Origin of the sequence: Rhizobium sp. 16-488-2b, from assembly GCF_017741815.1 — a bacterium.
GTDB lineage: Bacteria > Pseudomonadota > Alphaproteobacteria > Rhizobiales > Rhizobiaceae > Rhizobium.
This window is the reverse complement of sequence record NZ_JAGHMF010000014.1, coordinates 14,064-35,143: the sequence shown is the minus strand read 5'-3', so window position 1 is coordinate 35,143 and position 21,080 is coordinate 14,064. Positions and strand designations below refer to the sequence as shown.

The following is a 21,080-nucleotide window of genomic DNA, read 5'->3' as shown; positions in this document are numbered from 1 at the left end:
GCCGGCTCATGGAAATTGCCCGCGCCGGTCGTTTTTCCCTTTCCCGTTAGGCACGATGGGCCTATCTACGATCAGGTTCGACCGACGCCCCACGCTGCATGTGCTGTTGCCGGCCGTTTGATCCAGATTTCACATTGGCAGATTGATGACAGCAGTTGAGACGGTCGAGGCGGATGGTGACGCGGGTAGCGCGCGCCGTTCGAAAATAGTGGCGCTTGTCGTCGCCGTATCCTTCTTCATGCAGATCCTTGACGGCACGATCGTCACCACCTCGCTGCCGCAGATGGCGGCGAGCTTTGGTGTTCCCACGATCTCGATGAGCATCGGTATCACCGTCTACATGCTGACCATGGCGGCCTTCATTCCGCTGTCGGGCTGGCTTGGCGATCGCTATGGCGCACGCCGCGTCTTCATGGCGTCCATCGCCGTGTTCACTGTCGCCTCGCTGCTCTGCGGGCTTTCCGAGAATCTGACCGAATTCGTGCTTGCCCGCGCGGTCCAGGGCGCCGGCAGCGCGCTGATGACGCCGGTGGGTCGGATCATCGTGTTGAAGAACGCACGCAAGTCCGAACTGGTGCAGGCCATCGCGCTGATTACGTGGCCGGCGCTGACGGCGCCCGTCATCGGGCCGCTGCTCGGAAGCGTCATCACCACCTATGCAAGCTGGCACTGGAACTTCCTGATCAATCTTCCGATCGGCGTTCTCGGTATGGCGCTCGTCTGGCGTTTCGTGCCGGAACAGCGCGAGGAGGATGCCGGGCGGCTCGACGTGCGCGGCTTTATCCTCAGCGGCGCCGGGCTGACGCTTCTTCTGGCGGCGCTCGAATTGTCGGCGAAATGGCATGGCGGTCTTGCGCCTGTCGGCGCCATGCTGGTTGCCGGTATCGTCCTGTCTTTCATGGCTTACAGGCATTTCATGCGGGTCGACAATCCGCTTCTCGATCTCTCGTCGTTCAAGGTGCAGACCTTTGCGATCGCCACGCTCTCGGCCGGAACGGCAAGCCGCACGTCCATCAACGCGCCGCCGTTTCTGCTGCCCTTGTTGTTCCAGCTCGGCTTCGGGCTGAGCTCGATCGAGGCGGGCATCTATCTGCTGGTCTATTTCCTCGGCAATCTGAGCATGAAGACGGTGACGACGCCTTTGCTCGCGCGGTTCGGCTTCCGGACGGTACTCTTCTTCAACGGGCTGATCGCGGCGCTGACGATCGCGGCTTGCGGCTTTCTCGTGCCGGAGACGCCGCGCGTGATGATCTATGCCCTGCTGTTCATGACAGGCCTGTCGCGCTCCATGCAGTTTACCGCGCTCAACACGATTGCCTTTGCCGATATCAGCGGCGCGCAAAGAAGTTCGGCTTCGACCTTGTCGAGCATGCTGCAGCAGGTGTCTATGTTGCTGGGTGTCGCGATTGCGGCGTCCGTTCTCAACGTGTCGGCGGCGGTTCGCGGGCTTGGTGATCCCGGACTTGTCGATTTTCGCTGGGCTTTCGTTGTTATCGGCGCGATCGGCGTCGTGTCGACGCTGCGGTTTCTGCAGTTGCCACACGACGCCGGCGCCGAGGTTTCAGGGCACAAGCGTCAGCGGTAGCGCTTGAACTGTGATCCAGGTGCGGCCGATTTCCACGTCGCCGCATGGATCGCGACGTGATAGCGAGGGCTCAGATGATTGCTTCGAGCCGCCGCCTTTCTGTCGCCTTTCTTTCCTATGAAAAGCGGGCGCTCGTTCTCACTACCGAAGTTGCTACCAAACCTGGCGGGGATACCTTGCGGCTCACACGTTTTCTGCTTCAGAGCTTATTGTTTGTCTCGCTGGCCGTGGCCGGCGCTGGTTCCAGCCATGCGCAGACCCCGCCACCCGCAGCACCTACGCAGAGCGCTCAGCCAGCCGCTGAGCAGACTCCTCCGGCGCAAAGCGGGCCGGGCGATCAGGCCGCCAAGCATATGGCCAAAGCCAAGGCCGATTTCGCGGCACTTCAGGAGAGCGTGAAGCAGAGTGTCGACGACGATGACGGGCTGGTGGCGCTCGCCGGACGGGCCGATGAGCTCAATCGCGGCGTTGCCGGGATTTCCGGCGGTATCACGCCGCGTCTCGATCAAATCAAGGCGCGCCTGGCCGAGCTTGGCGAGCCGCCGAAGGACGGGCAGCCGCCCGAGGCCGAGATCGTCGCCAACGAGCGGAATGCCTTGATGGCGGAGCGCGCGCAGCTCAACGTCGTGCAAGGCGACGCCGAAACGCTGACCGCCTCGCTCGGGCGGATGAGCAACCAGATCGCGGAACTGCGCCGCAAGCTGTTTGCCGCGACACTGCTTCGCCGCAGCGACATTTCCGCCTCCGTGCTTGCCGACGCCGGTACTGCGTTTGTCCAGGAAGTGGGCGCATTCCAGCAGGCGCTGGCGAGCTGGCTGGGCTTCGTGCTGAAGTTCAAGGCGTTTGCCTTTGCTGCCGCGATCTTCATGTCGCTGGCAACAGCGCTGATCCTTCTGTCGGGCAGCTATCGGCTCTTCGGGCACTATCTGCAGCGCAAGGAGAGCGATGAGCCGCCCTCTTATATCAGCCGGCTTTCGATTGCCTTCTGGTCGACGCTGGTCAGAACCTTGTCGCTCGCGACGCTTCTGGTCACCTCCTATCTGTTCCTCGATAGCTTCAATGTCCTGAGACCCGACATCGCGCCCGTTGTGGCGGCGCTGTTTTCGACGATCGGCGTCATCTATTTCGTTCGGCGCTTCACCAATGCCGTGTTCGCGCCGCGCGATCCGCAGTGGCGTCTCGTCCGCCTGTCCAATCGTGGTGCAAGCTCGATCAGCGCCTGCCTTCTGGCGATGGCGATTGTCCATGCGCTGGACTTCTTCTTCGGCAGCATCAGCGAATCGATGGGCTCGCCTCTGGTTCTGACCGTCGTCCGCAGCTGGATCGCGGCGCTGATTATCGGCCTGATCCTGATCGCGGCGTCCTTCGGGCGGCCGATGATGGCGAAGAGCCGTGATCCGGATGCGCCCGGCCGGCATTGGCCGAAGGGGCTGGCGATCGTGCTTCGCGTGCTCGGTGGCGGTCTCATCTTCGCGGCGTTGACCGGTTATGTCGGTTTCGCGCGCTTCATCGCCTCGCAGCTGATCTTTACCGGCGCGATCGGCGTCACGACCTATATCGGCCTGCTCTCGGGCAAGGCGATTTCGAGGACGGAAACTTTCGGGGATACGCGGCCTGGCCAGTATCTGGCGTCGCGCTTCAAGCTCGGGCCCGTCGTGATCGATCAGGTCGGCCTGCTCGTCGGCTTCTGCATCTATGGTGTGGCGCTGGCCACCGGCATTCCGCTTATCCTGCTGCTCTGGGGCTTCCATGTGCAGGACCTGCAGCTGATCGCCTATCGCCTGTTCACGGAGGTCCGGCTCGGCGGTATCAGCATTTCGCTGGTCGGCATACTCACGGGTATCCTGCTGTTTGCCGGCTGCTATCTCCTGACGCGCTGGATCCAGCGCTGGCTCGACAACAACGTCATGGCCCGCAGCCATGTCGATCTTGGCGTGCGCAACTCGGTCAAGACGGGCATCGGCTATCTGGGTGTCGGCATCGCGGCGCTGATCGGCGTGTCGGCTGCCGGTATCGATCTATCGAGCTTCGCGCTCGTTGCCTCGGCACTGTCGGTCGGTATCGGTTTCGGTTTGCAGAACATCGTGTCGAACTTCGTGTCCGGCCTGATCCTGCTGGTCGAGCGGCCGTTCAAGGTCGGTGACCACGTGGTCTCGGGTACGGCCGAGGGTATCGTCAAGCGCATCTCGGTGCGTGCGACGGAGATCGAGACCTTCCGCAAGCAGTCGATCATCGTGCCGAACTCGGAGCTGATCAACGCCAATGTCGGCAACTGGACCCATCGCAACAAGATGGGACGCTCCGAAATTCCTGTTTCGGTGAGCTATGATTCCGATCCGCAGAAGGTGATGGATATCCTGCTCGAGCTGGTGAATGCCGTACCGCTGGTGCTGCGCAATCCGGAACCGCATGTCGAGTTCCTGCGCTTCGGTCCTTATTCGCTGGATTTCGAGCTGCGCTTCATGCTCGGCGACATGGGCGATGGGTTGAAGGTGCGCAATGATTTGAGGATCGCGATCCTCAAGCGCTTTCGCCAGGAGGCGATCGAGATCCCGCTGCCGCAGAGCGACGTGGTGTTTCATCGCCAGCCGGATACGGTCACGCCGGATGTCGAGATCCTGGCGCCGGAGCCGGCAGTGGAAGAGGCTTCCGGCGACGCCAAGATCGACGAGGATGATGGCCGCGTTCGCCGGCTGCGTGGGAAGACGGCGGACGGCTAGGCGGTCCTCCTGCTCGTCACTAGGCGATAGAATAGCGCTGCGCGAACAGTCCTTTAATCATGTTGCGAAGAAAGGCCCCGCGGCGTGTTCTTGCGGTCGTTTGTGCCGCAAGTAAGCTTGCCGTTTAATACTTATTCAAACCGCCCCATGTACCGATTTGAAGCAGGGAGACCGATTTCATTTTGGGGTTTTGACATGGCGTTTTTGGGGATTTCCGGGATGCAGTATTCCGGCGACACATTTAATGATGTTCGTATTGTTCTGGCGGAGGATTCGAACGTCTTTACGTCGATGATCAGCACGCGTCTGAAGGAACTCTTCAACATCGACGTGGAGATCTGCCGGAATTTCGAAGATCTCCAGCTGTGCTACGACAAGTCGTCCCAGGAAATCACGCTCGCCATTTCCAACATCAACCTGCCGGGTGCCGAGAACGGCGAGGCGCTTGAGTATCTCGTCGATCTCAGCATCCCGACCATCGTCTTCACCGGTACCTTCCATGAAGGCATGCGCGACAAGTTGCTCGCCAAGGATATCGTCGACTATATCCTCAAGGACAACGTCTTCGCCGTCGATCTCCTGGCCGAATCCATTTGCCGCTTCCTGACCAACCATCGCCATCACGTGCTGATCGTCGACGACAGCGCCACGGCACGCGCGCTGCTGTCGAGCCGCCTCAAGCGCTATAATTTCCGTGTGAGCACGGCCGATAGCGGCGCCAAGGCGCTGGAGATTCTCAAGGCTAATCGCGATATCGGGCTGATGATCACCGACTACAACATGCCTGATATCGATGGCTTCGAGCTGACGCGACGTATCCGTTCCAGTATCGGCTCGCACCAGTTGCGGATCATCGGTGTATCCTCGTCGTCCAACCGTTTGCTCTCGGCACGCTTCCTCAAGGCTGGCGGCAACGACTTCATGCTGCGACCGTTCATCGACGAAGAGTTCTATTGCCGCGTCAACCAGAACCTCGACACGCTGCTGCAGATCCAATCGATGCAGCCGATGCGCAAGAGCGCCTGACGCCACGGTTTCACTGGTGCCTGTAAACAAGAACCCGAAGCGCCTGGAGCGTTTCGGGTTCTTTTCGTCTTGGGTTTTGCTTTTCCGGTCAGGCAGCGATGGCCTGACGGGCCGTCGCCATCGTCATCTTCCGCTCGGCGCGCTCCTGCTGCGGCGAGCGGTGGTAGAGTTCGCGATAACACTTGGAGAAGTGCGAGGCGGAGACGAAGCCGCAGGCAACGGCCACTTCGACAACAGGCATCGACGATTGCACCAGCAGGTGACGGGCGCGGTCGAGCCTGATTTCGAGATAGTAGCGGGCAGGGGAGCGGCCCATTTCCTGGCGGAACAGGCGCTCGATCTGGCGGCGTGACAGGCCGGCACCGTCGGCGATCTCCAGCAGCGACAGCGGCTCGGCGAGATTGCCTTCCATCAATTCGATGATCGACAGAACCTTGCCGTTCTGAACGCCGAGGCGGGCGCGCAGCGGCAAGCGCTGGCGGTCGTGCGGGCTGCGCACGCGGTCGGTCAGATGCTGCTCGCAGACGCGGTTGACCAGCGTCTCGCCGAAATCCTCGCCGATGAGATTGAGCATCATGTCGAGCGAGGCGGTGCCGCCGGCGCAGGTGTAGAGATTGCTGTCCACTTCGTAGAGATCGGCATAGACCTCCGCCTGCGGGAAGGCTTCGGAGAAGCCCGGCAGGTTTTCCCAGTGTATCGCGCAGCGCTTGCCATTCAGGAGACCGGCCTGGGCAAGCACATGCGCGCCCGTACAGAGACTGCCGACGGCGACGCTGCGATTGTAGGATTCGCGCAACCACGCATTGACGGACTTGTTGTTGAATTCCTCTACGTCGATGCCGGAACAGACCAGCACCATGCTCGGGCGGTTTTCGCCACCGAGGTTGCGGCGCTCGTCCGCCAGCGACGTGTTGGCCTCGACGCCGATGCCGCAGGAGGAATAGACCTTTTCGCCATCCACCGATGTCAGGCGCCAGGTATAGGCCTGGTAGCCCAGCATGCGGTTGGCGATGCGCAACGTATCGATCGCGGCCGAAAAGGGCAGCATCGTAAACTGCGGTACCATGAAGAAGACGATGGAGCGTTTCTTATGCGACATCTTGCTCATGCGAGAAATCCATGATGGAGGGCCAATGCGCTATTGGTGCTTGGATTGCGCCGCTTAGATATTCAGAAAGCGACATTCTCATGGAAAAATGCGGCCGCAAAGAGCAAAAATGCGACATTGCTTGAATTGACGTCGGTCAATTGGCTTTTGACAAGAACAAATGTTCGCCAAAAGCCGCCTTGGAAATACATGTTCCTGATATTCAAGATTAAATCACGAGGGGCCTAAAACGACGAAAGCGGCGCTGCGGGGAAGCAGGCGCCGCTTTCATGCGGGGAGGTATGTCGCATCCATTACATCGCCTTGTGGTCGTCTACATTATCCGCCGACGGCCAGCCGAAATCCTTGCGCATGTCGATCGGCATGGCTTCGATTTCGCGTGCGGCTTGCCACTGATGCCATGCGCGGGCAACCTTGCGGGCATAGGCTGACAGGGAGTGGTCATGATGCGCCACATGGGCCAGCTTGTTGTCTCTGAAGGTGATCGTGGTCATGTCGAATGTCCTTTCTCGTATCGACCGACGTCTCTCGGTTGTGAATTCGTTGTTACTGATATGGTCCTTTGTGGCCCATCAATCAAACGAATAGAGTTTATGGCTATCATCAATCATTTTGAATGATTGGCCGATCATGTGGATCGGGCAGCCGATAGCGCTGATGATGACGACGGTGATTCCCGCTGGCGCATGGCGGCGCGGCACGTTTACGTCGGCGGCAAGGTGGCCGGGCTGGCGGGCGATCTGTTCGATGGCGGTCCGTCGCATCGCCAGAACGCGGCGGCGGGCGATGAAGTCGCGCAGGCTCTCTATCAGGGTTCGAGTGGTCATCGGTTTGTCTCCTTCATCGAAGTGATCCGATACCAGCCAGATTGAACCTTGGTTGACTTTCAATCAAACAAAATGATATTGTGTTATGTATCAAGAAAATTGAAAGATGAGATGATGACAGCTCCGCTTCGCCGTCCCATTCCGCTCCTCGACAACGATGTGCTGCGCACCTTCGTGGCCATCGCCGAGACCGGCAATTTTTCAACGGCCGCCGAAGCCGTGTTCCGGACGCCGTCGGCCGTGTCCATGCAGATCAAGAAACTCGAAGAACAGCTCGGCGCGACGCTGTTTCTGCGCGATGCGCGCTCGGTGTCGCTGACTCAGCATGGCGAGGTTCTGCTGTCGTACGCACGCAACATGCTGGCTCTCTCTAATGAGGCCGTGTCGCGCTTCATCATGCCGGAGTTGAGCGGCGTCGTGCGGCTGGGCGCGCCCGAGGATATCGGCGAGCGGATCCTGCCCGGCATCCTGAAGAACTTCGCCGAGAACTTTCCCGGCATCATGGTTGATGTGACCATCGACATGAGCCTGGGGCTTCGCAAGCGCATGGAGGAGCAGAGGCTCGATCTGGCGCTGATCAACTGCGCCACGCGTCCGCTGCCCACCGATGGCGAGATCGTCTATCGCGAGCGGCTGGTTTGGGCCGGCGCCAAATGCGGCACCGCGCATCGCCGCGAACCCCTGCCGATCTCCATCTGGGAAGAGGGGTGCATCTGGCGGCTTGAGGCGCTTGCGCAGCTTGAGCGGATGAAGCGGGATTTCCGCGTGGCGTTTCTGAGCGGCCATACGATGGCGCAGCGCGCCGCTGTGGTCTCCGATCTCGCGATCGCGCCGCTGCCGCGCTCCTACGTCGGCGAGGACATGGAAATCCTCGGCGCGCAGGACGGACTGCCCGAACTCGGCTCCTTCGATATCCGCCTGTTGACCGTCTCGCAGATGACGGCGCCGATGAAGACGGTGGCTGAAAGCATCCGGCTGGCATTCAGCGAAAAAGCCAAGGCGATCGCCGCCTGAAGGTCAGCCGGGCAGGGTATTCGTGCCCGGCTAATATCGCTCATTTAAAAAAGAGAAGTCCGGCTGAAACCTTTTTCGGTTCAGTGCGTTATCAGCGCGCAGCAGTCGTGCGACTGGCTGCGGAGAGCGGTTTTTTAACAAGGGATTTCCGACTATGACCACCACGGTAAAGATTGGTGCTGCCGTCATGCTTCTGTTCACTCTTGCCTCTTGCGCCAACACCATCCGTGGCGTCGGTCGCGATACGGCAAACGCCGTCAACGCCACGCAGGATGCCGGTCGTAGCGTCAATCACGCTGCCAAGAAGTAAGCCGGCTCAGATTTTCGCCTGCGGATAGGCTTTTTCCAGCCCACCCGATGCCGTCAGGCCCTTGCGGAAGGCGGCATAGGCGGGATGTTGACTGGACTTGGAAGCTTCCATCAAGCGAATCTGGAGACGCGGCGGCGCTGCGTCTCCAACCCATTTTCCGAATGCCTCGAGTTTCAGCGTGTTCAGGAACGGTGCGCGCGACGCATTGTCCAGGTGACGATGGATGCCATCTAGCAGGCTGTCGTCCTGCACCGGGTTTTCCATGATCAGCCCGAGATAGGACTTGTCCTGTTCGCCCAGCGCGGAAAACTTGGCGGCGATCGTCTCGGAATCGGGAAACGGGGCTGAGGTCATCGTCATTCTCCATGTCGTCTGTATTCGTTCGTCGCTGGAAGCGGCGAGTCGTCTTTGGCGACTTATATGCAACGTGCTTGCTTGCGGAAACCTGTCGCCTGTGCGGCAGCCTGTCTCAACCCGCTCATATCGTTGCCGAAACAAAATCGTCAAAAGGGCGCGAATTCATATTTGGTTAAGTGCTCACTAACCATCCGGTAACAATGTGGCGCTAAGAATAGCTGCGTGGCGGGGGACAACCGCTGCTTCTCCGGATCAGGTACTGCGTCCCGGGGAACGTGAGCTTCGCCGTGTATGGGCAAAGCGCCAGCGTATTTCGGCAAGCCGCGCGACCTCGGGTCTGCGCGGCTTTCGCATTTAGAACGGTTGCGATCGAGCCGTTGCGATTGACCGGGGCTGAAACGCCGTTGTACGCCGTCTTCAGTTTCGAGGAGCGCCGCGCCAAATGACCAAAGCCATCATGCTGCAAGGGACCGGCTCGGATGTCGGCAAGACGGTGCTCGTCGCCGGCCTGTGCCGGTTGGCTGCCAATCGCGGCATCTCGGTGCGCCCGTTCAAGCCGCAGAACATGTCGAACAATGCCGCCGTCGCCGATGATGGCGGCGAGATCGGGCGGGCGCAGTGGCTGCAGTCGATGGCCGCGCGCGTGCCATCCTCCGTGCACATGAACCCGGTGCTCTTGAAGCCGCAATCGGATGTCGGCAGCCAGATCATCGTGCAGGGCAAGGTCTGGGGGCAGGCCAAGGGCCGCGACTACCAGCGTCTCAAGCCGCAATTGCTCGATTACGTCACCGAGAGCTTTCAGACGATCTCGCGCGGCGCCGATCTCGTCATCGTCGAGGGGGCGGGCTCGCCTGCCGAGATCAACCTGCGGCCGGGCGATATCGCCAATATGGGCTTTGCGACGCGCGCCGGCGTACGTGTGGTTCTCGTCGGCGATATCGATCGCGGCGGTGTGATCGCCTCGCTGGTCGGGACGCACACGATCCTGTCTGACGAGGATCGGGCGATGATCTCGGGCTATATCATCAACAAGTTTCGTGGCGACGTGTCGCTATTCGACGATGGGATCGCTGCTGTCGGGCGTTTCACCGGCTGGCCCTGTTTCGGCGTCGTGCCGTGGCTGAAGGCCGCCGTGCGGCTACCGGCCGAGGATTCGGTGGCGCTGGAGCGGCTGGCGCGGGGACAGGCCGGGGCGCTGAAGATCGCGGTTCCCGTGTTGCCGCGGATCGCCAATTTCGACGATCTCGATCCGCTGTTGGCGGAGCCGGATGTGGAAATCGTCTTCGTTCGCGCCGGCGAACGGTTGCCTGCCGATGCGCAGCTGATCATTCTTCCGGGGTCGAAATCGACCATTTCCGATCTCGCGGATTTCAGGGCTCAAGGCTGGGATAAGGATCTTGCCGCGCACATCAGGCGCGGCGGACGGGTTATCGGCATTTGCGGCGGCTACCAGATGCTAGGGCGCACGGTGCGTGATCCGTTGGGCATCGAAGGGAGTGTGCGCGAGATCGAAGGGCTCGCATTGCTCGACGTTGAGACCGTCATGGACGCGGAGAAGACGGTGCGCAACAGCGTGGCGGTTTCGGCCGAGAATGGCGAGGCACTCTCGGGCTACCAGATCCATCTCGGGATTACCGAAGGCGCCGACAGCGTGCGACCCTTCGCGATCGTCGATGGCAAGCCTGATGGCGCGATCTCTAGCGACGGCCGGATCGTTGGGACGTATCTGCACGGGCTGTTTGCGAGTGACGGCTACCGGTCCCGGCTGCTTGCAAGCTTCGGCCTCACAGGCCAAAGCCGCGACTATCGCGCCGGCGTCGAGCAGGCGCTTGACGACGTTGCGGCTGAGCTCGAAGCCCATCTGGACAAGCGCTGGCTGGATAACCTGCTCAGTTAAATCTCGCCGGAGACCTCGCGGCGGCGGCGGTCCAGCTCTTCGCTGTAGCGGCGCAGCGTGTGGGCTTCGCTGAGCTGGCCGACCACGGTGCGCTCGACGAGATTGTTGACGACGGCGAGCGCTTCGCTTTCCGTCTTGTCGAAGATCGCGGCGGCCTGCTTGGCGTTCATCTGCGGCGTCAGGAAGTCGTTGCGGTAGCGCACGAATTCGTCGAGGCCCTTGCTCTCGTCGGCGGTGTCGGTGAGATTGGCGTAGATATCGGGCACGAGCACGAGGCCGGCATATTTGCCGCTGTCCTCGACCAGGATCACGCGCTGGGCCGAGCCGATCGGGAAGCTTTCCTTGAATTGCTCGATGCTGATGCCGACCTTGGCCGTCTTGACGTCGGCGCGCATCAGCTTGTTGACCGTCAGATTGCGGATCCAGCCGACATCGTGGGCGCTGCGGATGCTTTCGCCGCGCAGGTGGAAACGCCATGTGGCGAAGGAATAGCCGAAGGTGCTGCGCACGACGAGCGACGAGGTGATGACGGCGGCGAGAACCAGCGCCGTGATCGGGAAGTCGCCGGTGATTTCGAGCGCCAGGAAGGTCATTGTCAGCGGCCCGCCGATGACGGCCACCGCAAGCGAGCTCATGCCGACGACGGCGTAGATGATCGGCGTCAGCGTCGCATGGGCGAAATAGGGGGCCGAATAGGCGAAGAACTTGCCGAGCAGGGCGCCCATGAACAGCGAGGCGAAGAACAGGCCGCCGCGGAAGCCGGAGCCGATCGAGATCGCCGAGGCCAGCGCCTTGAGCAGGAAAAGCCCGATCAGCACGGGAATCACGACTTCTCGGTCGAGATTGAGATGAAGGGCACCATGGCCTGCCGACAGTACCTGCGGCGTCACCAGCGCAAGCAGCCCGACGATGATGCCGCCAAGCGCTGGGCGGAAGGGCAGCGCGATCGAGCTGCGGCGTGCAAGCTCCTCGATAAAGGCGACGCCCTGCATGATCAGGATGCCGATGCCGGCGCAGAAGGCGCCGAGCAGGATGGCCGGCACGTAATCGGCCGGCATGACGGTGCCGAAATCGCCGACATCGATGATGAAGTCGCTACCGGCCAGCAGCCGGGCCACCAGCGTGGACACCAGTGCCGAGACGACGACGGGGGTCAGCGAGACGATCGTATAGGTGCCGATGATGAGCTCGAAGGCGTAGAAGGCGCCCGTCAGCGGCGCATTGAAGGCGGCGGCGATGGCGCCGGCGGCGCCGCAGCCGACGAGAACGCGCAGATCGGCGCGGCGCAGTTGCAGCTTGAAGCCGAGCTTCGAGGCGATGCCGGACGCCAACTGCGTGTAGCCGGCCTCAAGGCCGACGGATGCGCCGAAGCCGTTGGAGATCAGGTTCTGGATCGCGACGATGATGCTGTCTGTCAAGGACAGGCGGCCGCCATGCAGCGCGTTGGCCTCGATCGGGTCGACCATCGGCTTCTTGCGGGTCTTTGCCAGCACATACATCAACAGGCCGAGCAGGATGCCGCCGCAGACGGGGGCGGCCATCAGCAGGAACTTGTCGTCGATTTGCGAGGAGCTCAATCGCTCGACATCGCTGATCCCGAAGATCAGGCTGTGCATCTCGCGCGAGATCAGGCTCATGCCGGTGACGGCGAGGCCTGACGTGACGCCGATCAACGCGCCGGCCAGCACCATGCCCATTTCGCTGCGCCTGAGAAGCGCGCGCATGCGCCCCGCATCGAGCAGTGTGTGTAGCGGGCCAAGCCGTCTAAGATTGATTTTCAGGCGCATGGTGGGGAAACTAGGCGGGCGAAAGCCCGTTCAAGGGTGGTAAAGGAGGGGACATTTGCGGTGCTGCGCCGCATGCGCTGCAAATGCGGCAAAAACCCGGCTGACGCAACAAGTTTTTATGACATTAAGTCTCTGATAATAGACGATAAATCTGGTAGAGATGATCGTCTTGAGGGTTGATGTCAGTCAATTTGGCTGGTGGCCGCGATTGGCGGTCGATTGACTTCGTAGTCGCGCTTGCCTAACCATGGATCGATAACGGATGGTTCCGGATCGCCAAAAGCGGTGCGGATGAAAAGGGAATGTGACGGGGTGGACCCAACCAGGGCGCCTTCATCACAGCCGACCCCGCGACTGTAGAGCGGTCAGGGTCTTCCGTCCGGCGTAAGATGCTCTCAAGCCGGCTGCCTGCGTGGTGCAGGCGGGCGAGGGGCGGAAGACGGCGGAAAAGCCACTGGCAATGCAAGCCATGATCAACCGGGGTTGGACGCCTCTAAATCTACGAATCGTCCGCCTTTTCATGATTGCAGTCGGGAAGGCGAGGAAGAACCGATGGCACGATCGGGATGGCCTATACAGCTATCCCGATCGTCGCCTGGACCCGCGAGCCAGGAGACCTGCCAATCGTGCCGGGCGCAAAGCCCATCCCTGGGCAAGTGTGCCCAATGCCAGCACGGAGGTTGTCATGGCAGACAATGAGATTTTGGCGTCGGCGTCAGGCCGGACGCACTCCTGTGAAGTCGTCCACGCATGACGACCGCATCCTCTACGCTCGTTCTCGGCGGCGCTCGCTCCGGCAAGTCGCGCTTTGCCGAACAGCTCGTCATCGACAGCGGCCTCGAACGCCACTACATCGCCACCGGCCGCGCCTGGGACGAGGAGATGCGTGCGCGCATCGACCAGCACAAGGCTGATCGCGGTGATCTTTGGACAACGCATGAGGAACCCCTCGATCTTGTCGGCCAGCTTGCCGCGATCGATGGTGTGGGACGGGCGGTGCTTGTCGATTGCCTGACGCTGTGGGTCACCAATCTGATGATGGAGGAGCGCGACATGGCAGCGGAATTCGCGGCTCTGGCCGCCTATCTGCCGAAGGCCAAGGCGCGCCTCGTCATTGTTTCCAATGAAGTCGGCCTCGGCATCGTGCCCGAGAACCGCATGGCGCGCGAGTTTCGCGACCATGCAGGCCGACTGCACCAGATGATCGCGGCGGTCGCCGCGGATGTGTATTTTATCGCGGCGGGACTGCCGCTGAAAATGAAGGGTTGAATTGATGAACCAGCAGAAGATCCCCGCCACCGTCATCACCGGCTTTCTCGGCGCCGGCAAGACGACGATGATCCGCAACCTGTTGACCAATGCGGGCGGCAAGAAGATCGCGCTCATCATCAACGAGTTCGGCGACCTTGGCGTCGACGGCGAAGTGCTGAAGGGCTGCGGCGCTGAGAATTGCACCGAGGACGATATCATCGAGCTTACCAATGGCTGCATCTGCTGCACCGTGGCCGACGACTTCATCCCGACGATGAGCAAGCTTCTGGAGCGCGAGAACAGGCCGGATCATATCGTCATCGAAACCTCGGGTCTTGCCCTGCCGCAGCCGCTGGTCGCCGCCTTCAATTGGCCCGACATCCGCACGCAGGTCACCGTCGATGGCGTGATCACCGTGGTCGACAGCGCCGCCGTCGCCGCCGGCCGTTTTGCCGATGATCACGATGCCGTCGATGCCCGTCGCGTCGAGGACGAAACGCTCGACCATGAGAGCCCGATCGAGGAACTCTTCGAGGACCAACTGACCTGCGCCGACCTGATCGTGCTCAACAAGACCGACCTGATCGACGGCGCCGGCCTTGCCCGGGTGCGTGACGAGGTCGCCTCGCGCACGGCGCGCAAGCCCGCGATGATCGAGGCGAAGAATGGCGACGTGCCGGCGAGCGTTCTGCTCGGCCTTGGCATCGGCACCGAGGAGGATATCGGCAACCGCAAGTCTCATCACGAACTTGAGCATGAGGACGGTACGCCGCATGATCACGACGAGTTCGACAGCTTCGTCGTCGAGCTCGGCCCGATCGCCGATCCGGCCGTCTTCGTCGAGAGCCTAAAGGGCATCATCGTCGCGCACGACGTTCTCCGTCTCAAGGGCTTCATCGACGTTCCCGGCAAGCCGATGCGCCTGCAGCTGCAGGCCGTGGGAAGCCGCATCGACCACTATTTCGACCGCGCTTGGGCTGCCGGCGAGGCGCGCGGCACGCGGCTGGTGGTGATCGGGTTGCACGAGATGGATGAGGGCGCGGTGCGTAAGGCGATCGAGGCGCTCGCATAAGGCAAGACGATGCACCTCCTTCTAGCCCAGCAGGGAACGATCAGCGACGGCGAGGAGGCGATCGATCTTGGTCAGTCTCCCGGCGACATCCTGTTCCTCTCTGCCGCCGACACCGAACTTGCGGCGATGGCAGCCGCGCATCGCCAGCGCGGCGGCTCAAGGTCGCTGCGCATCGCCAGCCTGATGAGTCTCAAGCATCCGATGTCCGTCGATGCCTATGTCGAGCGCACGGCGCGGCATGCGAAGCTGATTATCGTCAGGGCGCTCGGGGGTGCCAGCTATTTCCACTACGCGCTGGAGGCGCTGCATGCGGCGGCGGCGCGGCATGGGGCGTTGATCGCGGTGCTGCCGGGGGATTCGAAGCCGGATGCGGGGTTGACGCCGTTTTCGAATGTACCGCTTGAGGATCTGAATGCGCTCTGGGCCTATCTGATCGAGGGGGGCGATGCGAATACGCATGCGTTTCTCGATTATGCCGAAGCTATGTTGTCAGGGGCCGAGAAGCCGGAGGCGGCGGCGCCGTTGATGAAGGCCGGGATCTGGTGGCCGGGGCGGGGTGTTGTTGGGATCGAGGAGTGGCGGTTGCTGTCGGCGGGTGGGTTACCCCCCTCTGTCCTGCCGGACATCTCCCCCACAAGGGGGGAGATCGACTCGCGGTTAGCCCCTCGCCAAACAATAGAGATCGGAACGAGTTGGAGCCCCCAGCCAATCTCCCCACCTGTGGGGGAGATGCCCGGCAGGGCAGAGGGGGGCGCCACAAGCGAGACACCAGCGGCTACAGTCCGCCCCACCATCGCCATCTCCTTCTACCGCGCCCTCGTGCAAAGCGGCGAGACTCGCCCCGTCGAGACGCTGATCGAGGCTCTGATCGCTCAAGGCATCCGGCCGCTGCCGGTCTTCGCCTATAGTCTCAAGGACCCTGTCTCCAAGGGCATCCTCGAAAGCGTCTTCGCGGCCACCAAGCCCGATGTCGTCATCAACACGACAGGCTTCGCCGTCTCGGCGCCGGGTGCGGAGCGGCAGCCAACGGTGCTTGAGGCCAGCGATGCCGTCGTGCTGCAGGCGATCTTTTCCGCCTCCTCGAAGGAGGCATGGGAAAACTCCTCGCAAGGGCTGTCAGCGCGTGATCTCGGGATGAACGTTGCGCTGCCCGAGGTCGATGGCCGGGTTCTCTCCCGTGCTGTCTCGTTCAAGTCGGCAGCGCGCTATGATGCGCTGGTCGAGGCCAATATCGTTGCCAGCGAGCCGGATGCCGGACGCATGGCTTACACGGCGCGGCTGGCCGCCAACTGGGCGCGGCTGCGGCATGCGAAGGCGGCGGGGCGGCGGGTGGCGCTTGTGATGGCCAACTATCCGAACCGCGACGGCAGGCTCGGAAACGGCGTCGGGCTGGACACGCCGGCGGGTACGATCGAGGTGCTCCAGGCGATGCGCAAGGCCGGTTATCCCGTCAGTGACATCCCTGCGGATGGCGATGCGCTGATGCATCATATAATGGATGGGCCGACCAATTCCGGGCGTGATGGGAAGGTTGTCCGCGCGACGCTTTCCGTGAGTCGTTACAAGGATTTCCTCGGAACTCTTCCGAAAAAGATTCAAGCGGAGATCAACGCCCGCTGGGGCGAGCCGGAGACCGATCCCTATGTCGTGGACGGCACGTTTGCGCTGCCGTTCTCGCGTTTCGGCGACGTGCTCGTCGGCATCCAGCCGGCGCGCGGCTACAATATCGATCCGAAGGAAAGTTATCACTCGCCTGATCTCGTGCCGCCACACGGCTATCTCGCCTTCTATGCCTTCCTGCGCCATCAGTTCGATGCGCATGCGGTGATCCATATGGGCAAGCACGGCAATCTCGAATGGCTGCCGGGCAAGGCCTTGGCGCTTTCGGAAAGCTGCTACCCGGAGGCGATCCTCGGACCGCTGCCGCATCTCTATCCCTTCATCGTCAACGATCCCGGCGAGGGAACACAGGCCAAGCGCCGCACCGCCGCCGTGATCATCGACCACCTGACACCACCGCTGACGCGGGCGGAGAGCTACGGGCCGCTGAAGGATCTGGAGGCGTTGGTCGATGAATATTACGAAGCGTCGGGCGGCGATCCTCGGCGGATCCGGCTGTTGGGAAAGCAGATCCTTGAACTGGTTGCGGATATCGGGCTCGATCAGGATGCGGGTATCGCGAAGGGGGAGAGTGAGAGCGAGGCGCTGAAGAAGCTCGATGCCTATCTGTGCGATCTCAAGGAGATGCAGATCCGGGATGGGCTGCATGTGTTTGGGGTGTCGCCGGAAGGGCGGTTGCTGACGGATCTGACGGTGGCGCTGGCGCGGGTGCCGCGTGGGCTGGGTGAGGGCGGTGACCGGAGCTTGCAGCGGGCGATTGCTGGGGATGTTTTTGGGAGTGGTGGCGACGTGGTGGGTGGGTTACCCCCCTCTGTCCTGCCGGACATCTCCCCCACAAGGGGGGAGATCGACTCGTGGCAAGCGTCTTCGCAAACCGCAAAGGTTGGAGCGAGCGGGCAAGCCCAGCCGATCTCCCCCCTTGTGGGGGAGATGCCCGGCAGGGCAGAGGGGGGTAACCCACCCACCAGCGCAACCTTCGACCCACTCGACTGCGACATGGCCGCTGCATGGACCGGGCCATGCCCCGATATACTCGCGGACGTCTCGTCCGACCCGTGGCGCACCCAGGGCGATACGGTCGAGCGCATCGAACTGCTGGCAGCCAAGTTCGTGTCCGGCGAACTGCCATGCCCACCCCTCTGGTCCCAAACCAGAGCCGTCCTCCACGAGATCGAAACCCACCTGAAACCCGCCATCCTCGCCTGCGGCGACGCCGAGATCGAAGGCTTGCTGCGTGGCCTCGATGGCCGCTTCGTGCCACCCGGTCCCTCGGGCGCGCCGACGCGCGGGCGGCCGGATGTTTTGCCGACGGGGCGCAATTTTTACTCGGTGGACAGCCGCGCGGTGCCTACGCCGGCGGCCTATGAACTCGGCAAGAAATCGGCTGAGCTTCTGGTGCGGCGCTATGTGCAGGATCACGGCGAGTGGCCGGTGTCCTTCGGGCTGACGGCGTGGGGCACGTCGAACATGCGCACCGGCGGCGACGATATCGCCCAGGCGCTGGCACTGATCGGCGTCAAGCCGGTCTGGGATATGACCTCGCGGCGGGTGACCGGCTACGAGATCATTCCGCAGGCTCTGCTGAGGCGGCCGCGTGTGGATGTGACGCTGCGTATTTCAGGCTTCTTCCGCGATGCTTTTCCTGAGCAGATCGCGCTGTTCGACAAGGCGATCCGGGCCGTCGGGGTGCTCGATGAAGATGCCGAAGACAATCCGATCGCGGCGCGCATGCGGGGCGAGGCTGCACGGCTTGAAGAGGCTGGGCTCGACGAAGCGCAGGCTCGGCGACGGGCGGGGTATCGGATTTTCGGGTCGAAGCCGGGAGCCTATGGCGCCGGGCTGCAAGCGCTGATCGACGAGAAGGGCTGGGAGCGGCGCGCCGATCTGGCTGAGGCCTATCTGGTCTGGGGCAGCTATGCCTATGGCGCCGGCGAAGAGGGCCGGGCCGAGCGCGGCGTGTTCGAGGAGCGGCTGCGCTCCATCCAGGCCGTCGTGCAGAACCAGGACAATCGCGAGCACGACCTGCTCGACAGCGACGATTACTACCAGTTCGAAGGCGGCATGGCGGCGGCGGCGGAGACGCTCGGCGGCATCAGGCCATCGATCTATCACAATGATCACTCCATGCCTGAGAAACCCGTCATCCGGTCGCTGGAAGAAGAGATCGCCCGCGTGGTGCGCGGCCGCGTCGTCAATCCGAAGTGGATCGAGGGCGTCATGCGCCATGGCTACAAGGGCGCGTTCGAGATTGCTGCGACGGTCGATTATCTCTTCGCATTTGCTGCGACCACAGGGGCTGTCGGCAACCATCATTTCGAGGCGGTCTACCAGGCCTTCGTCGTCGATCAGCGTGTGCGCGATTTCATGATCGACAAGAACCCGGCCGCCTATGAGGAGATGAGGCAGCGGCTACTGGAGGCGGTAGAGCGGCGGCTGTGGACGCCGCGCAGCAATTCGGCGCAGTTCGATCTCACTGCCACAGACAACACACACGACAGATCAGGCGGTGCCGACACCGCCGACCGATTGAAGATTGCATCCGGGGAAGTTTGACATGACTGAGGAAACCACCGAGACCACGACGGAGGCCACTGGCCACGACGACGCGCGTCACAGCGAGAAGATGGCCAAGAAGAAGGCCGCGCGCGACAAGATCATGGCGACGAAAACGGGCGAGAAGGGCCTGATCATCGTTCACACAGGCAAGGGCAAGGGGAAGTCGTCTTCGGCCTTCGGGATGATTTTCCGCCATATCGCGCATGGCAAGCCGTCCGCTGTCGTGCAGTTCATCAAGGGTGCGATGTGGACGGGCGAGCGCGATCTCATCGAGAAGCATTTCTCCGATGTCTGCCAGTTCCATACGATGGGCGAGGGTTTTACCTGGGAAACGCAGGATCGCGCGCGCGATGTCGCGGCCGCCGGTGCTGCCTGGGAGAAGGCCAAGGAACTGATCCGCGACGGGCGAAATTCGATGGTTCTGCTCGACGAGATCAACATCGCGCTGCGCTACGATTACATCGATATCAACGAGGTCGTGGAGTTCCTGAAGACGGAAAAGCCCTATATGACTCACGTCGTTCTCACCGGGCGCAATGCCAAGGATGAGCTGATCGAGATTGCCGATCTGGTGACGGAGATGGAGCTGATCAAGCATCCGTTCCGCTCGGGTATCAAGGGGCAGGCGGGCGTGGAGTTTTGATGACGCAGAGTTGGGTTTTCTGGGCTGTTCTGTCGGCCGCGTTCGCGGCGTTGACGGCGATCTTTGCGAAGATCGGCGTGGCCGGCGTCAATTCCGATTTCGCGACGCTGATCCGCACTGTCGTCATTCTTGTGATCATCAGCGCCATCGTGCTGGCGAGCGGGCAGTGGCAGCCGTTCTCCAGCATCTCGTCGAAGACCTGGCTGTTTCTCTGCCTTTCGGGCGCTGCGACGGGCGCGTCGTGGCTTGCCTATTTCCGTGCCTTGAAGATTGGCGATGCCGCACGCGTCGCGCCGATCGACAAGCTGTCGATCGTGCTCGTCGCCATCTTCGGCGTCGTCTTTCTCGGCGAGAAGCTGAACGTGATGAACTGGCTCGGCGTCAGCCTGATCGCCGGCGGAGCGCTGCTTCTCGCGCTGTTCTGAGGTTCAGAGCCCCAGCCAGACGCGCAGCGGATTGGCTGGGTCGGACAAGAGCTTGATCGTGAACGCGATGCAGACGACGACGAGCAGCGGCTTGATCAGCTTCGCGCCAATGCGCATGGCAAGGCGCGAACCGAGCTGCGCGCCGAGAAACTGGCAGACGCCCATCATCAGGCCGAGTTTCCAGAGTGTGGCGCCGAAGGAGGCGAAGACGATGAGGGCGCCGAGGTTCGAACCGAAGTTCAGGAGCTTGGTGTGGGCGGTGGCCTTCAGCATGCCGAAACCGGCGAGCGAGACGAAGCCGAGCATGAAGAACGAGCCGGTACCGGGGCCGAACACGCCATCGTAGAAGCCGATGATAGGCACGAGTGTCAGCCCGAAAACGAAGGGCGTCACGCGGCGGTGCTTGTCGACATCGTCGAGATTGGGTTTCAGCGCGAAATAGAGCGCGATGACCACGAGCAGCACCGGCATGACGGCGCGCAGCACGTCGCCGGGCACGATGGTCGCCAGCGCCGCGCCAAGCGAGCCGCCCATGACGGCCATCAGCGCCATCGGCAGCTGTTCACGCAGGTTGACGTGTCCCTTGCGGGCATAGGCGATCGTCGCCGATCCGGCGCCGAACAGGGATTGCACCTTGTTGGTGCCCAGTGTCTGCAGCGGCGGAATGCCCGCGATCAGCATCGCCGGAACGGTGATGAGACCGCCGCCGCCGGCGATAGCATCGACGAAACCTGCAAAGAAGGCTGCGGCGGCAAGGAGAAGGATGAGGTGAGGGGCAAGGTCGTACAATGGAGGAACCTGTGGGACTGCGAACGCACTGTGTTGGCGCGCTTGTTGCATTTACCGGCTGGGGCTGCAATGGCTTGCAAGATACAGGTAACC

General features: G+C 62.1%; 17 protein-coding genes and 1 riboswitch. Of the genes, 11 read left to right on the top strand and 6 right to left on the bottom strand.

Annotation, left to right across the window (positions count from 1 at the left end; translation table 11 throughout):
* Window positions 1-145: 145 nt before the first annotated feature.
* The 3 genes from J5286_RS13380 (at window position 146) to J5286_RS13370 (ending at window position 5,331) form a co-directional block, all read left to right on the top strand.
* A complete protein-coding gene (locus J5286_RS13380; protein ID WP_209190762.1) occupies window positions 146-1,585 on the top strand; it encodes an MFS transporter in 1,440 nt (479 codons plus the stop codon).
* A 176-nt stretch (window positions 1,586-1,761) separates the two neighbouring features.
* A complete protein-coding gene (locus tag J5286_RS13375; RefSeq protein WP_209190761.1) occupies window positions 1,762-4,305 on the top strand; it encodes a mechanosensitive ion channel family protein in 2,544 nt (847 codons plus the stop codon).
* A 195-nt stretch (window positions 4,306-4,500) separates the two neighbouring features.
* Complete coding sequence (locus J5286_RS13370; RefSeq protein WP_112941732.1) at window positions 4,501-5,331, top strand: response regulator; 831 nt, start codon at window positions 4,501-4,503, stop codon at window positions 5,329-5,331.
* Window positions 5,332-5,419: 88 nt separating this feature from the next.
* Here the strand turns inward: J5286_RS13370 and J5286_RS13365 are convergent, their stop codons facing one another.
* The 3 genes from J5286_RS13365 to J5286_RS13355 all read right to left on the bottom strand — a co-directional run bounded on the left by J5286_RS13365 (window position 5,420) and on the right by J5286_RS13355 (window position 7,329).
* Window positions 5,420-6,439, bottom strand: coding sequence for a GlxA family transcriptional regulator (locus J5286_RS13365; protein ID WP_018900461.1), 1,020 nt, complete (start codon window positions 6,437-6,439; stop codon window positions 5,420-5,422).
* 293 nt (window positions 6,440-6,732) lie between these two features.
* Window positions 6,733-6,933, bottom strand: a complete 201-nt coding sequence (locus J5286_RS13360) for a hypothetical protein (RefSeq protein WP_113010164.1) — start codon at window positions 6,931-6,933, stop codon at window positions 6,733-6,735.
* A gap of 78 nt (window positions 6,934-7,011) precedes the next feature.
* On the bottom strand, window positions 7,012-7,329 hold the full coding sequence (locus tag J5286_RS13355) for a hypothetical protein (RefSeq protein ID WP_209190760.1): 318 nt from the start codon (window positions 7,327-7,329) through the stop codon (window positions 7,012-7,014).
* A gap of 9 nt (window positions 7,330-7,338) precedes the next feature.
* On the opposite strand from J5286_RS13355, the gene J5286_RS13350 reads away from it, so the two are divergent.
* Together J5286_RS13350 and J5286_RS13345 are read left to right on the top strand one after the other, a co-directional pair.
* Complete coding sequence (locus tag J5286_RS13350) at window positions 7,339-8,280, top strand: LysR family transcriptional regulator (protein ID WP_026283379.1); 942 nt, start codon at window positions 7,339-7,341, stop codon at window positions 8,278-8,280.
* A gap of 154 nt (window positions 8,281-8,434) precedes the next feature.
* Window positions 8,435-8,590, top strand: coding sequence for an entericidin domain-containing protein (locus J5286_RS13345; protein WP_209190759.1), 156 nt, complete (start codon window positions 8,435-8,437; stop codon window positions 8,588-8,590).
* A gap of 6 nt (window positions 8,591-8,596) precedes the next feature.
* Here J5286_RS13345 and J5286_RS13340 read toward each other — a convergent pair whose 3' ends face one another.
* On the bottom strand, window positions 8,597-8,944 hold the full coding sequence (locus J5286_RS13340; RefSeq protein WP_209190758.1) for a hypothetical protein: 348 nt from the start codon (window positions 8,942-8,944) through the stop codon (window positions 8,597-8,599).
* Between the two features lie 445 nt (window positions 8,945-9,389).
* Here J5286_RS13340 and J5286_RS13335 point away from each other — a divergent pair, with 445 nt between their 5' ends.
* Complete coding sequence (locus J5286_RS13335) at window positions 9,390-10,844, top strand: cobyric acid synthase (RefSeq protein ID WP_209190757.1); 1,455 nt, start codon at window positions 9,390-9,392, stop codon at window positions 10,842-10,844.
* On the opposite strand, the gene J5286_RS13330 is transcribed toward J5286_RS13335, so the two are convergent.
* A complete protein-coding gene (locus J5286_RS13330; protein ID WP_018900664.1) occupies window positions 10,841-12,631 on the bottom strand; it encodes a chloride channel protein in 1,791 nt (596 codons plus the stop codon). The genes J5286_RS13335 and J5286_RS13330 overlap by 4 nt on opposite strands.
* 246 nt (window positions 12,632-12,877) lie before the next feature.
* Window positions 12,878-13,270, top strand: a riboswitch (cobalamin riboswitch).
* Between the two features lie 111 nt (window positions 13,271-13,381).
* On the opposite strand from J5286_RS13330, the gene cobU reads away from it, so the two are divergent.
* The 5 genes from cobU to J5286_RS13305 are packed head-to-tail and all read left to right on the top strand — an operon-like array spanning window position 13,382 to window position 20,198.
* Entirely contained in the window at window positions 13,382-13,900 is a 519-nt protein-coding gene (cobU, locus tag J5286_RS13325) for a bifunctional adenosylcobinamide kinase/adenosylcobinamide-phosphate guanylyltransferase (RefSeq protein ID WP_209190756.1), read from the top strand.
* A 4-nt stretch (window positions 13,901-13,904) separates the two neighbouring features.
* Window positions 13,905-14,954, top strand: a complete 1,050-nt coding sequence (cobW, locus tag J5286_RS13320) for a cobalamin biosynthesis protein CobW (RefSeq protein ID WP_209190755.1) — start codon at window positions 13,905-13,907, stop codon at window positions 14,952-14,954.
* Window positions 14,955-14,963: 9 nt separating this feature from the next.
* Window positions 14,964-19,127, top strand: a complete 4,164-nt coding sequence (gene cobN, locus J5286_RS13315; RefSeq protein WP_209190754.1) for a cobaltochelatase subunit CobN — start codon at window positions 14,964-14,966, stop codon at window positions 19,125-19,127.
* A gap of 1 nt (window position 19,128) precedes the next feature.
* Entirely contained in the window at window positions 19,129-19,773 is a 645-nt protein-coding gene (gene cobO / locus J5286_RS13310) for a cob(I)yrinic acid a,c-diamide adenosyltransferase (RefSeq protein WP_209190753.1), read from the top strand.
* Window positions 19,773-20,198, top strand: a complete 426-nt coding sequence (locus J5286_RS13305) for an EamA family transporter (RefSeq protein ID WP_209190752.1) — start codon at window positions 19,773-19,775, stop codon at window positions 20,196-20,198. Before cobO ends, J5286_RS13305 begins: the two co-directional genes overlap by 1 nt.
* Window positions 20,199-20,201: 3 nt before the next feature.
* Here the strand turns inward: J5286_RS13305 and J5286_RS13300 are convergent, their stop codons facing one another.
* Complete coding sequence (locus J5286_RS13300; protein WP_209190751.1) at window positions 20,202-20,987, bottom strand: TSUP family transporter; 786 nt, start codon at window positions 20,985-20,987, stop codon at window positions 20,202-20,204.
* Window positions 20,988-21,080: the final 93 nt, after the last annotated feature.

Excerpts from the sequence above, each read along its gene's own strand:
- J5286_RS13380 (WP_209190762.1), top strand. The coding sequence starts at position 146 with ATGACAGCAGTTGAGACGGTCGAGGCGGATGGTGACGCGGGTAGCGCG.
- J5286_RS13370 (WP_112941732.1), top strand. The coding sequence starts at position 4,501 with ATGGCGTTTTTGGGGATTTCCGGGATGCAGTATTCCGGCGACACATTT.
- J5286_RS13365 (WP_018900461.1), bottom strand. The coding sequence starts at position 6,439 with ATGAGCAAGATGTCGCATAAGAAACGCTCCATCGTCTTCTTCATGGTA.
- J5286_RS13360 (WP_113010164.1), bottom strand. The coding sequence starts at position 6,933 with ATGACCACGATCACCTTCAGAGACAACAAGCTGGCCCATGTGGCGCAT.
- J5286_RS13350 (WP_026283379.1), top strand. The coding sequence starts at position 7,339 with ATGATATTGTGTTATGTATCAAGAAAATTGAAAGATGAGATGATGACA.
- J5286_RS13345 (WP_209190759.1), top strand. The coding sequence starts at position 8,435 with ATGACCACCACGGTAAAGATTGGTGCTGCCGTCATGCTTCTGTTCACT.
- J5286_RS13340 (WP_209190758.1), bottom strand. The coding sequence starts at position 8,944 with ATGACCTCAGCCCCGTTTCCCGATTCCGAGACGATCGCCGCCAAGTTT.
- J5286_RS13335 (WP_209190757.1), top strand. The coding sequence starts at position 9,390 with ATGACCAAAGCCATCATGCTGCAAGGGACCGGCTCGGATGTCGGCAAG.
- J5286_RS13330 (WP_018900664.1), bottom strand. The coding sequence starts at position 12,631 with ATGCGCCTGAAAATCAATCTTAGACGGCTTGGCCCGCTACACACACTG.
- cobU (WP_209190756.1), top strand. The coding sequence starts at position 13,382 with ATGACGACCGCATCCTCTACGCTCGTTCTCGGCGGCGCTCGCTCCGGC.
- cobW (WP_209190755.1), top strand. The coding sequence starts at position 13,905 with ATGAACCAGCAGAAGATCCCCGCCACCGTCATCACCGGCTTTCTCGGC.
- cobN (WP_209190754.1), top strand. The coding sequence starts at position 14,964 with ATGCACCTCCTTCTAGCCCAGCAGGGAACGATCAGCGACGGCGAGGAG.
- cobO (WP_209190753.1), top strand. The coding sequence starts at position 19,129 with ATGACTGAGGAAACCACCGAGACCACGACGGAGGCCACTGGCCACGAC.
- J5286_RS13305 (WP_209190752.1), top strand. The coding sequence starts at position 19,773 with ATGACGCAGAGTTGGGTTTTCTGGGCTGTTCTGTCGGCCGCGTTCGCG.